This is a genomic window from Fibrella rubiginis, assembly GCF_017353185.1.
GTDB lineage: Bacteria > Bacteroidota > Bacteroidia > Cytophagales > Spirosomataceae > Fibrella > Fibrella rubiginis.
Genome location: NZ_JAFMYV010000002.1, coordinates 169,205 through 184,242, shown reverse-complemented (window position 1 = coordinate 184,242; position 15,038 = coordinate 169,205). Strand labels below are relative to the sequence as shown.

Below are 15,038 nucleotides of genomic sequence, written 5' to 3'. Positions count from 1 at the left end.
CATGGGACGCTGATTAGTGTGATACATATGATTTCAAGTCATAATGAATCATAACCATCTTAAAAATCAGCGTTCTATAAGACACTAAAACGATGTTTTCTAAATTCATACGCAGGCCCGTATTCGCGATTGTGATATCGGTCATGATTGTTTTTGTAGGGGCGCTGGCTATCAAGAAATTACCCATTTCTCAATTCCCCGACATCGCCCCCACCACCGTCAATATCTTCATTGCCTACCCCGGTTCCAGTGCCGACGTGCTGGTGAAATCGACGTTGATTACGCTGGAACAGGCCATCAACGGCGTGCAGGACATGCGCTACATTGCCACCGACGCCACCAGTGCCGGTGAGGCCACACTCCGCATCATTTTTGAACCCGGCACCGACCCCAACGACGCCGTGATCCGGGTGAAAACGCGGGTTGACCAGGTGATGCCGCTGCTGCCCGAACTGGTGCAGCGCGAAGGGGTAATCATCACGCCCATCCAGCCTAGTATGCTCATGTACGTCAACCTCTATTCGAAGGAAAAGAGTATTGACGAAAAATTCCTGTTCAACTACGCCACGGTGAAAATGATCCCCGAAATCCAGCGAACCAGGGGTGTGGCGCGGGCGCAGATATTGGGTAGCCGACGCTACGCCATGCGCGTCTGGCTGAACCCGGAGCGGATGCGGGCCTACAACGTGTCGGTAGAGGAAGTGATGAAGGCCATTGGCGAACAGAGCATCATTGGTCGACCCGGTCGGATTGGGCAAAGCTCCGGCATTGCGGCGCAGTCGCTGGAGTACGTACTGACCTACAAGGGCCGCTATAACAAACCTGAAGAATACGAGAGCATCATTATCCGGGCCAATCCGCAGGGAGAGAGCATCCACCTGAAAGACATTGCGCACGTTGAGTTGGGCAGCGAATTTTTCGATATCTACTCCAACCTGGATGGTCATGCATCGGCGGCTATTGTGTTGCGGCAGAACTACGGCAGTAACGCCAGCGACGTCATCAACGAAGTGAAAAAGAAGCTCGAGGTCATGAAAGCGTCTTTTCCTCCGGGGGTCGACTACAAAATCAGCTATGACGTATCGAACTTCCTGGACGCCTCTATCGAGCAGGTAATCGACACGCTGCGCGACGCGTTTATCCTGGTTGCCCTGGTAGTGTTCATCTTTCTGGGCGACTGGCGTTCTACACTCATTCCAATTCTGGCGGTGCCGGTATCGCTGGTTGGGGCGTTTTTCGTGATTCAGGCGTTTGGCCTGTCCATCAACCTTATCACGCTGTTCGCCCTGGTGCTGGCTATCGGTATCGTGGTCGACGATGCCATTGTGGTGGTGGAAGCCGTGCACGCCAAGATGCAGGAAGAGCCGGATATATCGCCGTTCAATGCGGTGAAAAAAGTGCTTGGCGAGATCAGCGGGGCCATTATCGCCATTACGCTGGTGATGGTGTCGGTGTTCCTGCCCATCTCGTTTATGACCGGTCCGGTGGGTACGTTCTACCGGCAGTTCTCCATTACGATGGCCAGTTCCATTGTAATTTCGGCCATTATCGCTCTCACGCTGACGCCCGTACTGTGCGCCATGCTGTTGAAAAACCACCATGGGCACCCTCAGAAAAAGAACATTTTGAGTCGTGCGCTCGACAGTTTCAACCGGGGCTTCGACAACATGACCGGCTGGTATGTAGGCCTGTTGCGGCTAATCGTGAACCGGCGCTTCGTCACGTTCGCCGTACTGGTCGGATTTTGTCTGGGTATTGTGTTCGTGAATGAAGTGCTGCCCGCGGGCTTCATCCCCAACGAGGATCAGAGCACCATTTACGCCATCATCCAGACGCCGCCGGGATCAACGCTGGAAAAAACCAACGAGGTGTCGCGACGATTGCAACGGATTTGCGAAGGCGTGCCGGGTATCGAGTCCATCTCATCGCTGGCCGGTTACGAAATCATGACCGAGGGACGTGGGTCTAACGCGGGTACGTGTCTGATCAACCTGAAATCGTGGTCGGATCGCGACAAGAATGTGAAAGAGATCATGGAAGAGCTGGAGGAGAAATCGAAAGGCCTTGGGGCAACTGTCGAGTTCTTTGAGCCACCCGCCATCCCCGGCTTTGGTACGTCGGGCGGTTTCTCGATGCGCCTGCTGGATAAAACGACCGACACGGACTACCGCGAGTTCGACAAGATCAATAAGCAGTTTATGGAGGACCTGGGCAAGCGCAAAGAACTGACCGGCCTGTTCACGTTTTTCGCCGCCAACTACCCGCAGTATGAACTGGAGATCGACAACAACCTGGCCATGCAGAAGGGGGTGTCGATTGGCAAGGCAATGGACAACCTGAACATCCTGATCGGTAGTACCTACGAGCAGGGGTTCATCAAATACAACCAGTTTTTCAAAGTGTATGTGCAGTCGGACCCCAGTTTCCGGCGGCTGCCCTCCGATCTGCTCAAGCTGTTCGTCAAAAACGACGCTGGCGAAATGGTACCGTACTCATCGTTTATGCAGCTGAAAAAAGGACAGGGCCCCAACGAGATTACCCGGTTCAACCTGTATAATTCAGCCGCCATCCAGGGTCTTCCGGCCAAAGGTTACACCACGGCCGATGCCATTCAGGCGATCCGGGAGGTGTCGGCCAAAACGCTGCCCAAGGGCTACGACATTGCATTTGAAGGTCTGTCGTACGACGAATCGATTCGGGGCAACGAGTCGCTGTATGTGTTCCTGATCGTGCTGGCGTTCGTTTATATGGTGCTGGCAGCGCAGTACGAAAGCTTCATCATACCGCTGGCGGTGGTGTTTTCGCTGCCGGTGGGGGTATTCGGCTCATTCCTGCTGCTGAAACTGATGGGGCTGGAAAACAACATTTACGCGCAGATCGGCCTTATCATGCTGATTGGTCTGCTGGGTAAAAACGCGGTACTGATCGTAGAGTTTGCCGTGCAGAAACGGCAGCAGGGTGAGACCATTCTGAACGCCGCCATCGAAGGAGCCAAAGTTCGTTTCCGCCCTATTCTGATGACCTCGTTTGCCTTCGTGGCCGGTCTTATTCCGCTGATCAGTGCCAGCGGCGCGGGTGCCATTGGCAACCGGACCATCGGCGCCTCAGCCCTGGGAGGTATGTTATTCGGTACGTTGTTCGGGGTTATCATCATTCCCGGGCTGTACTTCATCTTTGGCTCATTGGCCGACGGTCGGCACCTGATTAATGACGAAGACGAATCACCCCTATCTGAACCATCCGATAATCACCACACTAACCATGTTGAAGAAGTCAATCACGTATAAACTGTTGGCAATGGGTGTGCTGGCCTCTCTGTTTTGGGCATGCACCCCCCCAGCCAACCTTGTCAACCGCGACGTTAACCGGAGTGTGCCAGGCCAGTTTGCCAACAGCCAGGACACCACCAACTCGGCCAAAACCAGTTGGAAAACGTATTTCACAGACCCTTATCTGGCGGCATTGATCGACACGGCGTTGCGCAACAACCAGGACCTGAACGTTACGTTGCAGGATCTGCAGATTGCCAACAACGAAGTGTTGACTCGGGCGGGGGCCTACCGGCCCTTCGTAACCCTGGGCGGCGGGGCCAGTATTGATAAAGTGCCCCGCTACACCAGCCAGGGAGCCAGTGATGCCTACACCGAAATCCGGCCCGGCAAACCCACGCCGGAGGTACTGCCCAACGTATTTTTGGGCCCCACGGCCACCTGGGAAGTAGACATCTGGCGTAAGCTGCGCAACGCCAAGAAGTCGGCTATTGCCAGTTACCTGGCGTCGGTGGAAGGGAAAAATTTTGTGGTGACAAACCTCGTGGCCGAAATTGCCAATTCGTACTACGAATTGTTGAGCTATGACAATCAGCTGGCCATTATTCAAACCAACATTGGCATCCTGAACAACGCACTGTCGATTACCCGGCAGCAGAAAGAGGCCGCCAAAGTGACAGAGTTGGCCGTTCAACGGTTTGAGGCTGAAGTGTTTAAGACTCAAGCGCACCAATACGAGGTTCAACAGCAGATTGTGCAAACCGAAAACCACATCAATTACCTGATGGGTCGTTTTCCGCAACACGTCAACCGCAATGCCGACGGCTTTATTCAGCTGACGCCGCCCAAAATCTTTGCGGGCGTCCCCACGCAACTACTCGAAAACCGCCCCGACATTCGGCAGGCGGAGTTGAACCTGGAAGCCGCCAAGCTGGACGTGCAGGTGGCCAGGGCCAATTTTTACCCCACACTGACGCTGTCGGCTTCGCTGGGACTGATGGCCTATAACCCGCTGTATCTGGGCAACGTCCCCGAATCCATCTTCGCCTCGCTGGCGGGGGGACTGGCCGGACCGCTGATCAACAAAAACGCGATCACCGCCACGTACCGGACGGCCAGCGCACGGCAGATTCAGGCCATTTATAACTACGAAAAAGCAGTATTGAACGCCTATGTGGAAGTGGCCAACCAGTTGGCAAATATTGACAATCTGGAAAAAAAGTACGGCCAGAAAAGCAATCAGGTAGACGCGCTAAACCGGTCTACGGGGATTTCACTCAAGCTGTTCACCTCTGCCCGCGCCGATTACATGGAGGTGCTCCTGACCCAGCGCGACGTGCTGGAAGCGCGAATTGAGTTAATAGAGACGCGGATGCAGCAAATGAACGCCCTGGTCAACACGTATCGGGCCCTTGGCGGCGGCTGGAAGTAAGGCTGGTGTCTTGCCAAATCGTTGCCTGGTACGCTACTCGCATGCTTTTTGGATTTAATGATTCACAACCATCAACAGACAGGTCAACGATGCACCCGGTCTGGCGCAGTGCTGGGCCACGGGTGCCCTCTACCTTAACATAGCTTGTATAAGATTGACTACCGTCGCAGAAAACGGGTGTTTCGAGAAACAGCTAAGCGTCCACTTGTTTTTTAGCTGCTCGACAATTTGCTCGGCTACATTGACTGTGTCTGCTCCAGCAATAAACAAAAGGAATGAATTCCTTTCGCCGACAACTTTAATCAGCGCTAACTATTTATTTTTTTGCAACGATTTTTATAAAAAGTTTAACGTCGTCCGAAATTCCAACACTAGACTGATAAAAGCGCTTTTCTGATCTATAATCTATATCCCACTCTGTTCGGTCAATAACCAGCGTGCCATTCAGCTCGACAGTTCCGTCCATTCCGTCCTTAAAATACATTTCGGCTGGAAAAGTAACTGCCTTCGTGATACCTTCAAAGGTCAGGTTCCCTGTAACTTTTATATTTTCATCCTTAACTCTTATACTTCCGTCATTTGGAACTTTTGTATCTCCACCATTCCCTGTTTCAACCTTCGTAATTGCGAGCGTAGACACAGGGAATTTTTTGACATCCAAAAAACCAGGTAGTCTATTGTATGAACGTTGATCATCAAATTTTTGTGCAGCTGTAGCCATGTCGACGTCAACTGTACCACCCACCAGATGACGGTTTTCAATCAACAAGTCTCCCTTTACCAGATCGACGTTTCCTTTAATGGAACCATCACTAACTAACATAGAACCTTCCCATGCACCAAGTAGATAAGAACCTTTCCAGATGACAATACTTTGCTTCGTATCTATGCTATATTTTTTCTGACCCTCTTTATTATAAAAGTCCGTGATGGTCTTCCCATCATAACGATACACGCCGGTCGCATCGCCAAACCAAACACTTCCATCATTCGCTTCCGAAAGCCCCAGAAAAGACCTTCCTGACATTATCTCGGTTACCGCAGGCTCATTCCTATCCAAGGACTTTGCGTCATAACGGGAAAGTGCCTGAACCGTCCAATTAGCAGAATTTACCGGACCAGTGGTCCAGATGTTTCCTTTTTTGTCCTGGATTATAGCATAAGCACCTCTATCGGATACCTTCGTAAAGCTACTGCCGTCGTAGCGATAAAGGCCACCGGGCCGCCGGCCTCCTTTAACATTGAAACCGCCGAGCCAAATAGCCCCTTTTTTATCTTCCATTATCCCCCAAACGCCGAGAAAGGGTTCACCTTTATAGATTAAATTGGTAAATGTTTTTCCGTCAAAAACGAAAGCAGTACCCCTTGTGCCAACCCACAATTTCCCAGTTTTATCTTCAATGATGGTAGTAATATCATTATTCCAGTTTCTTCCGTTACCATCACGCGAGGGGTTCGGATTTTTAAAGTTTCGAAACGATTTCCCATCATAACGGCTTAGGCCATTTCCGGTACCCAACCAAATAATGCCAGCTTTATCTTCATAAATACACATGACGCGGTTATCTGCCAGGCCCTCCGCAGTAGTGAACCGTTGAAAGGATTTTCCGTTGTAATAAAAAGCACCTGAATCAGTAGAAGCGAACCAACTATTTCCTCGTCGGTCTTCCAAGACATCCCAGAATCGGTGCTGGCCTGCTTTACTTGTGAGATTCGTAAATGATTTTCCATCGTATCGAAATACATCACCAAATGATGAGTTGTTTGGGCCAGCAATTAAAATGGTGCCATTTCTGCCTTTTTTTATGTGACGAACCATTACGTTAGGCCCTATGTCTTTAATTTCGGACTTGATGTTATCGTTTGATACGTTTGCTTGGTTTTGTCCACAGGAAGTGAGAAAAACAGTCATCAGGAACAAAGCATATACGCGGGAGTAGTTCATCCTTTTTCTTTTTGATACCAACGAATGTCAGCCGTGAACGGTCGCAACGGCAGACCGTAAACCTACCAGTCTTTGTGCTGAGATATGTTGGAGAGAAAGTAAAAGAATGTTAACGGAACGTAAAAGTTGCTTTTACAGACTGCTGTGTGTTTTTGCCTTCAAGCAGGTGGACATATTGAATGAAAATAATGCCGATACAACGGTCTCACAAAAGCGCTTTATTAGAGAGATGGCGGTATAACTGCTCGGAACATACGACAAGTACAATAACGTTTTTTCAATCGCAACGGCGAACCGTCAATTTTCGGTGCCGCTTCACACTTGACAGGCTGATTCCGGTTAGACTTACCGTTTCGACCTCCGTTGAGCCCCGCTCCAACGTCTTCTTGACTTTCGCGAACGTCTGGGTATTCTGCTCCGCCGGGCTACATTTGCCGTTTTGCCCAACGCCATAACCTGCGTTCTGGTTGTTGCGAGAGCCTTCTCATCAGCCATCGGCAGTTTTGCGGTGGGCATCTTTGCAGTACTGAAGCCAGCCTAGTGGGTAATGATTTGGCCTTGGGCCTATCGGTGGCTACCAGGGTATCCTTTACACTATAACAAGCCATTGGCATCGAGTCGACAGACTGTGCGGTGGCAACAGAAAAAGCATGTGAGAGGCCCGTAGTGAACAACTTGAGGCAGTTCGCACGGGTTCGGTTAGTATGCCAATACGATTCCGTTAGGTTTCTTACCAACAGCAATATCCTGTTTTTTGGTGCGGGTAGCCACGTCAATGACCGATACCGTTGCCGCACCCTGATTGGTGACGTAGGCTGTACCACCATCTTTAGTAAAGGCAATAGCGTGGGCATCCAGCCCCGTAATGACCTCACCTGCTTTCAGCCATTGGTTGTTCCTGCGCTCAAAAATAACGACCCGATTACCCGTTCGGGCCTGACTAACCCAAAGTTCATTACGGACAGCGTTGTAGGCAGCATAGCCCGGCGTAAAGCCCAAGCTGACGGTTTCGGTAACGCTCAATGCAGCCACGTTGATGACGCTGATACTCTGCCCCGTTTCATTATCGACGTACATATTGCCATCTGCACCAGGCCAGGCACCTACCGGATCAGCGCCTACGGGCAGGGTTTTCACCACCGATTTATCGGCAATGCGCACAACAGAAACGCTGTTGCTCATGCCATTGGCGACAAAAGCATACTGTCCGTTGGCCGATACTGTTACTTCGGCGGGTTCCATGCCTACGTCAATGGTCTTTTTCACCGCCATTGTCCCTGCGTCATAGACCAGCACTTTACCGGTCATGGCCATCTGCGACGTCCAGATTTCGGTGCCATCGGGCGAGAAAACAGCATTATGATTCATAATCGGCGTGGTTTTATTCGTCGTGGTTTCCCCCGTCTTCGGGTTAACCACCAGAATTCGTCCGGTCATGCCATTCATGCCGCCCGCATGCCCGGCACTCAGGTCCATACCGGGTACACCAATGCCTAGTTTGGTACCATCGGGTGATAGATATACGTGGTGGGGCCACATGACCATGTCGGTCGTAGAACCACCTGTATGGGCCATCGACGGGTTACCCAAAGTGATCGTTTCGCGCACTTGCTGTGTAGCTAAGTCAATGACGGAAAGCGTGTTAGTTTCAGCATTAACCACATAGGCAGCCGGGTACGTGATAGCCAGTAAGGGTTGCGTCGGTTTCATTGTGTCCATGTGGTGCATGGTACAGCCCGACAGGGTAAGCAGGGGTAACAAGACCAACCAACTGTAGATGAAGCGGGTATGGAGCGGGTTTATCATTCAGCGCGTTTTTTCACTGCAAACCTACGGGCTTTATGGGCTTTAATCTTTACATGATTTAGTGGTATGCTTAGGCTACATCAGACTCAATTTATCTGTATCCTATTAGTGGCCTAAAATTTGTGCCTAGTCCAATTCGTGTAGCTAATTATGTTCTTCGACGTATAGCCGAACCCGTTTGCTCACAAAAATCAGTTCTCACAGCTATAGCCTATTGTTCACTACGCACTGAGAAACCTTTCGCTCTTATCAGTGCCAGTTTATAACTAGCTTATAGTGAACCAGTTAATCTAATCCATCAGACGATTTGTGCTGACTCCGGCTACCGCTGGCTGATCAGTTCATTTACGGCACAAAAGTCCACGCCGAACCCACGCTTTATCGCGCCGATACTGGCCCATGATTTGCAGCCGGGTAATTACCTCGTTCTTCTATACAAACAGCCTTGTTGAGTTGCCGCTCCGCCCATGACTTTTTGGGCGGGCTTATTTCCTATTGCCTAACGCTTACTTATCCAACGATTGCGCAACATGAAGAAACGTTTACTCACTACGCTACTTATCCTTCTGGCGACCCTCCTGCGGGCGCAAACCCCCACCCCCGAACGGCTGACCATCAGCGCGGTCACGGCTAATGAGAACACCGGGCAGGACTACTCGTCGTGGTTGACCGACGATCTGGCAAAGCTTGTTCCCAATGCCTGGTCGGGTAATGAGAAATGGGTGCAGGTGACGCTGAAGCTGGAGAAAAAGAGTCTCATCACCAGCCTCTCGCTCTACGATTATGAGGGTGTTTTCACCGACAAACCCGCCCTCATTTATGCCCTGAATGGCACCCAACGAGTGCTGATTGGTCAGTTTACGGGTGAAGCCTACCAAAAATGGGTGACGCTGACTCCGTTTCAGTCGCTGGTAGCCGATGCCATCATGGTGTATAAGTATGGCAATAATATTCCGCAGAAAATCAAGGTGTTCGGGCAGCCCATCACGGCCACTACGCTCCTGCCCCGGCCAACAGATCTGCTCAAACTGGTGTCGGTCAGCGACAAGCCCGTAACGGGGCAAAACTATTCGGCTTTCCTCAACGACGACCTGAGCAAGCTGGTGCCAACCTTCTGGCAGAGCAGCAACATGCAGTGGACCGACGTCACGATCAGGTTCGACAAAAAGAGCCTGCTGACAAAGGTTGACCTGTATGATTACGAAGACATGTTCACGGCTACCCCTGCCCTGATCTACGCGGTCAACGGCACTGAAAAAAGACTGATCGGCACGTTTACGGGCGAAAGCTACATGGTGTTCAAGTCCTACCCGCTGTCAGAACCTGCTGTGGCAGAAGGACTTATCATCCATAAATACGGCAACGCTATTCCGGTAAAGATCCGGGCGTATGGCAAGGTGCTCCCCGCCGATCCGCTCGACGCCATCTTGTATGCACAGGAACGCGTGAAGGTTATTTCGGTCACGACCAACCTGCCCACGCCGCAATCATACGCTGCCTACCTCACCGACGACATGAGCCGCCTGGTAGCCGACGACTGGAGTGCGGCCAACAACCGCCAGATTGAACTGACGCTGAAGCTGGAAACGCCCGCCACCATCAATAAACTTGAGCTTTACGATGGCCCCAACAGCTGGCCCGACACCCCCGCGTCGATCTACGCCCTGAAAGGCACCACCCGCACCCTGCTCGGTACGTTCACCGGTCCCGGTTATCAGGTGTGGCAACCCCTGACCCTGCCGCAACCGCTGGTAGCCGACGCCATCCTGATACTGAAAAAAGGCAACGCCCTGCCGTTGAAAATTAAGGTCTACGGCCATCCGACAGATGCCCCCATGACGATTGTTACGCCCCCGACGGTAACAACGGTGACACCACCCGTAGTCACGACGACCACGCCCCCGTCTACCACGACTGCCGTAGCGGTTCCACTGGGTGACAAAATCCCCCTCGTAGCCAGTCGCTGGTATCAGCTCAACAACACCACCAACGGACTAACGGACCTTTTCGATGGCAAAACCGACGGCGAGATTCAGACTGGCTACGGCAAAATCATGAGCACGTATGATGCCTATTACCCGCTGCAACCCGGCGAGGCAATGACGATCAAGGCCGTTAAGTTTTACGACGGTAACGGCATCAACACGGCCACGCCGTTCCGGCTTTCGGTCATTACCAGCGACTGGAAACGAGTCGAGATCGCCCAGTTTCAAGGGCTGGAGTACGAGCAGTGGGTTGGCCCCTACCCTACCCGGCAAGCCACTGGCAACAGCAAGTTTCTGCTCGACAACGTGATTGCAGATGCCCGGTACCTGCTTATCACTACCACCGATTTCTGGCCCCGCGAAGTGGAACTGTATGGCACCTATCAGGCCGCCAGCCAGATGCTTGGCTCGACACCGCAGAAAACACCTCTGTTTAAAAATCTGCTGGGCATCAACGCCTTTGAGTGGGATTTTTATCCCCCCGGCATCTCCACTATCGACAAGGCCAAGATGAAAGCCTTACAGTCGTTTGGGGTCATACGCCACTACATGGACTGGGAAAAGCTGGAACTGACCCCCGGCAACTACACCTTTAACCCAACGCATTCGGGCGGCTGGGATTATGACCAGATGTATGCCCGCTGCAAAGCCGACGGTATTGAAGTAATGGCTTGTTTGAAAGACATTGCGCCTTATCTGAAAGCCACATACCCCGCCGACCAGCAGGCCAACGACAACGTGCCGGTGGCTTTCGGGCGCGACTACGCTAACCCCCAATCGTACATCGAACAGGCCCGCGTGGCGTTTCAGTATGCCGCCCGCTACGGTAAAAACAAGCAGGTGAACCCAGCGTTGGTGAAAGTCAACACAGCCACGCGCTGGAATACTGACCCGCCCAACGTGGTGAAAATTGGCCTCGGCCTGATCAACTTCATCGAGTGCGATAACGAGCGCGATAAGTGGTGGCGGGGTCGGCTGGCCTACGCAACCGGTCGCGAATACGCCGCCAACATGTCGGCGTTTTATGATGGGCACAAAGGCACAATGGGACCAGGCGTGGGCGTGAAAAACGCCGACCCTACCATGACCGTGGTGATGGGTGGTCTGTGTTCGATCTACGCCGGCACCGACTACATCCGCGGCATGATCGACTGGTGCCGGGAGTTCCGGGGCTACCGGGCCAATGGGCAGGTTGACCTCTGCTGGGACGTGATCAACTACCACCTCTACCCCGACAATAACAACTCATCGCAGGGGGGCACATCGACGCGGGGCGCCGCGCCCGAACTGTCGATAGCGTCGAAGGTGGCCCGCAATGTGCTGAAACTGGCCCACGAAGCCTGCTACGACATGCCCGTTTACGTCTCCGAAACCGGGTATGACGTCCACCCCGGCAGTCCGCTGAAAGCCATCGCCATCGGCAACAAATCGGTGCTGCAAACCCAGGCCGACTGGAACCTCCGTACGGCTCTGCTCTACGGGCGCGAAGGCGTTGATCGGGTCGATTTCTACCAGACCTACGACCAGAACATTAACTGCGGCACACAGTTTTGCTCGATGGGCCTCATCAACCAGGATTTCAGCCGTAAGCCATCCGCCAACTATTTGTTCCAGGCCAAACAGCTCCTTGGCGATTACGTCTTCAAAGAAACGCTGAGCACCAACCCCAACGTGGACCGCTATGAGCGCAACGGGCAGTCGATCTATGCGCTCTGGATTCCCGACGAGGTGGGCCGCACAGGGCAGTATTCGCTGAGCCTGCCCACGGCGGGCGCACGGGTCTACACGCCGCAGGCCAGCCGCGACACCATGAGCTGGCAGGTAGTGCCCACGGTAGCGGGCAAAGTGGGCCTGACCGTAACAGAAACACCCATTTTTGTGATGGGCACCGGCACCACGGGTATGGCAAGGGTTGCAGCCACGGTAGAGCAAACCAATCTGAACCAGGTTGTCCGGGTCTATCCCAACCCTACCACCGACCGCCTAACCCTTGAGTGGACTAATAGCTACACCGGCGATGTATCGATTCAGCTTGTCGATGCTAATCTGGGTATCACGCATAAGCAGTTGACAGCCCGTAAAGAAAGTCCGGCCTTTTCTACTACTATCGACCTGTCGGTTGTTCCTTATGGCGTTCACCTCATCACTATTCAGCAGGGCAGCGAACGCACCGTACGCCGCATCCTGAAAGTGCAGTAACACAAGCAGGATGGTTATGGCTCACGTGCCAAAAAAAACGACACCAGACTTTCTGGTGTCGTTTTTTTTGGCACGTGAGCCATAACCATCCTGCAAGAACAAGGCACCCCCATCAGGCTATTCGTTCTTATTGTCTGTTAGTTAGTGTAGTCAGCTTTGCACTGTTTCCTGTCGGCAGCCGGGTGGCACGTGTTGGATATGGGGCATACAGCCGTAGGAAACCTTTACGGTAGACTTTACCTTTAGTACACAAATAATGTATCAGTAGTTTCTATGAAGAAAGCCACCCCTTCCTTATCCGTTGCCGCAGAAAATGACCCACTCAGCATGCGCCAGCGCATTGTCGACGCGGCGATGGCCTTGTTTTTCAGGTATGGCTACAGCCGCGTCGTGGTCGATGATATTGCCCGCGAACTGGCTATCAGCAAAAAAACGATCTATAACCACTTTGGTGGTAAAGCCGATATCCTGATGGCGGGTATCGAGCAGTTTGCAGACCGCTACGTCACGGGTGCCGAGGCTATTTTAAACAACGTTGACCTCACCTTCCGGCAGAAACTGAATGATTACCTGCTGCATATTGGCATTAGTTTCAGTAGCGTCAATCGGCTATTTCTTGATGACCTAAAGCGTTCAGAACCAACGTTATGGCAACGCATGACCGACTTTCGACGCGATGTACCACTGAAGAATTTTGCCCAACTACTGGATGAGGGTGCCCGTGTAGGCTACATCCGCGACGACTCAACCCGACAACTGGCGGTGCTGGTTTATGTCAGTGCCATACAAAGCCTGACCGATCCCGATTTCCTGACTCAGTTTCCCGGTGCTGTAACGGTTGGCATCGCCAGTAACCCCCGTGAAACCATAGAGCAAGTTATAAATTTACTGTTACGAGGCATGTTGACCGAGAAGTTTTACCGCGAATAGAGTTAGGTAAGTAACAAACGAAAAGGTAAGCACATTCCGATGATTCGTTTGTGCTTATTTTTCATTTGCAAGGAAACTATAAAAACCAAAATAGTGTAATCAGTGCAACATGAAACGCTCAACGACATCTGTATTTTCGCTGGCTGCGCTGTTTTCATCAGCAGTCGCGCTAGGCCAGCCACTCACGCCTGCCCCGGTTGGCGGAGGATTATCGCGGGCTGCGCTCATCGAGCAGGCCCTGACCAGGAGTTATGCGCTGGCCAACAATCAGGCTGAACAAACGAAGGTAAAAATTGAGCAGCAGTCGCTGCGGAATCAATATCTGCCCGAGATCACATTCAACCCCACGTTCACGCACCTCGACCGCGACATTTCCATCACGATTCCGCGGTTACCCTATCAACCCTTGCCAAAAGAGCTCTACAGCGGCCCCTATGATCTGTCGCAGGTAATTCAGCGGCGCGATATTCTGCGGGCTACGGTGTCGGCCAACGTACTCCTTTTTTCGGGGACAAAAATTCCAACGCTCGGCAAGGCTCTGACTGCCAAAGGGAAAGCCATTTCGGCTATGGCCGACAAAGAGCGCATGGCGATTATTCGCGAGGTAGCGCAGGTATATGACCAACTGGCACTCGTGGCCAAATCGGAACAGGTGCTGACCGAGGCCGATGCCCGCCTGCTGGCCCAGACAACGTTTATTAACCGGGCCGTGAAAGAAGGGCTGGCTACACCCTATGATCGCAGCAAGGTTGAACTGGCTACCCAGGACCTGAAAGCCAAACACGTCGACCTCGACGGTAAGCGACAACTGGCTATTGCCCGCCTGACCCAGCTGACGGGGCTGCCCGCCGCACAACTCGCCGACATTCGTCCGGAACTAACCCCGTTAATAGCCGACACGCTTGCCACGGGCATAGACAACCGCCCGGAGATCAGGGCGTTGACGTTCTCGGAACAGGCGGCAAACTACAAACAGAAGGCTACCATTGCGGGCTACCTGCCACAAGCCTACGCCTTCGGCAAAAACGAACTCCGCCGCCAGGACCTATCGGCTATTGAGCCTTACTGGTATGTTGGCGTGGGTATTCGCTGGACACTCTTCGACAAAATGGCTGCCCGCTCCGAGCGCCGTACGGCTCAGCAGGATGTGCTCATTGCCCAAAATAGCCTGAGCCAGGCCCGCGAGCTGCTGACGCTGAATCTGGCCAAAGCACAGACCGACGTTGCCACGGCTAATCAACTACTGGCGGTGGCGCGGCAGAAAACAAACCTCGCCCGCCGGGCACTCGACATTGCCACGAAGCAATATGAGCAGGGGCTAATTCGGATTACAGAGCGGTTGGAGGCCGAAAGTGATTTCCAGAAGGCAGAGTTCGACTACCTGCAAGCCATTGTTAATCAGCGCACAACGGTTGTTGCGCAGCGTGAAGCTACCGGCGATCTGACTGTTGCCGACGTGTACTAATCCCGGC

Annotated in this window: 7 protein-coding genes; 5 read left to right on the top strand and 2 right to left on the bottom strand. The window is 52.6% G+C overall.

Translation table 11 applies throughout. The features are described from left to right. Nucleotides 1-92: 92 nt before the first annotated feature. Nucleotides 93-3,287 carry an efflux RND transporter permease subunit gene (locus J2I47_RS04245; RefSeq protein ID WP_207363316.1) on the top strand — a complete coding sequence of 1,065 codons (3,195 nt, stop codon included), beginning with the start codon at nucleotides 93-95 and terminating at the stop codon, nucleotides 3,285-3,287. Continuing rightward, nucleotides 3,262-4,701 (top strand): TolC family protein, encoded by a 1,440-nt coding sequence (locus J2I47_RS04240; RefSeq protein WP_207363315.1) that lies wholly within the window; start codon nucleotides 3,262-3,264, stop codon nucleotides 4,699-4,701. Before J2I47_RS04245 ends, J2I47_RS04240 begins: the two co-directional genes overlap by 26 nt. 316 nt (nucleotides 4,702-5,017) lie before the next feature. On the opposite strand, the gene J2I47_RS04235 is transcribed toward J2I47_RS04240, so the two are convergent. Both J2I47_RS04235 and J2I47_RS04230 read right to left on the bottom strand, forming a co-directional pair. Continuing rightward, the gene (locus J2I47_RS04235) at nucleotides 5,018-6,646 is read right to left on the bottom strand and encodes a two-component regulator propeller domain-containing protein (RefSeq protein ID WP_207363314.1); all 1,629 of its coding nucleotides are present in this window, start codon (nucleotides 6,644-6,646) and stop codon (nucleotides 5,018-5,020) included. Between the two features lie 699 nt (nucleotides 6,647-7,345). Beyond that, the gene (locus tag J2I47_RS04230; RefSeq protein ID WP_207363313.1) at nucleotides 7,346-8,452 is read right to left on the bottom strand and encodes a YncE family protein; all 1,107 of its coding nucleotides are present in this window, start codon (nucleotides 8,450-8,452) and stop codon (nucleotides 7,346-7,348) included. Nucleotides 8,453-8,982: 530 nt separating this feature from the next. On the opposite strand from J2I47_RS04230, the gene J2I47_RS04225 reads away from it, so the two are divergent. From J2I47_RS04225 to J2I47_RS04215, 3 genes are all read left to right on the top strand, one after another. Next, the gene (locus tag J2I47_RS04225; RefSeq protein ID WP_207363312.1) at nucleotides 8,983-12,636 is read left to right on the top strand and encodes a T9SS type A sorting domain-containing protein; all 3,654 of its coding nucleotides are present in this window, start codon (nucleotides 8,983-8,985) and stop codon (nucleotides 12,634-12,636) included. A 273-nt stretch (nucleotides 12,637-12,909) separates the two neighbouring features. Beyond that, on the top strand, nucleotides 12,910-13,566 hold the full coding sequence (locus tag J2I47_RS04220) for a TetR/AcrR family transcriptional regulator (protein ID WP_229374274.1): 657 nt from the start codon (nucleotides 12,910-12,912) through the stop codon (nucleotides 13,564-13,566). Between the two features lie 109 nt (nucleotides 13,567-13,675). Beyond that, nucleotides 13,676-15,031 carry a TolC family protein gene (locus J2I47_RS04215; protein ID WP_207363311.1) on the top strand — a complete coding sequence of 452 codons (1,356 nt, stop codon included), beginning with the start codon at nucleotides 13,676-13,678 and terminating at the stop codon, nucleotides 15,029-15,031. Nucleotides 15,032-15,038 lie beyond the last annotated feature (7 nt).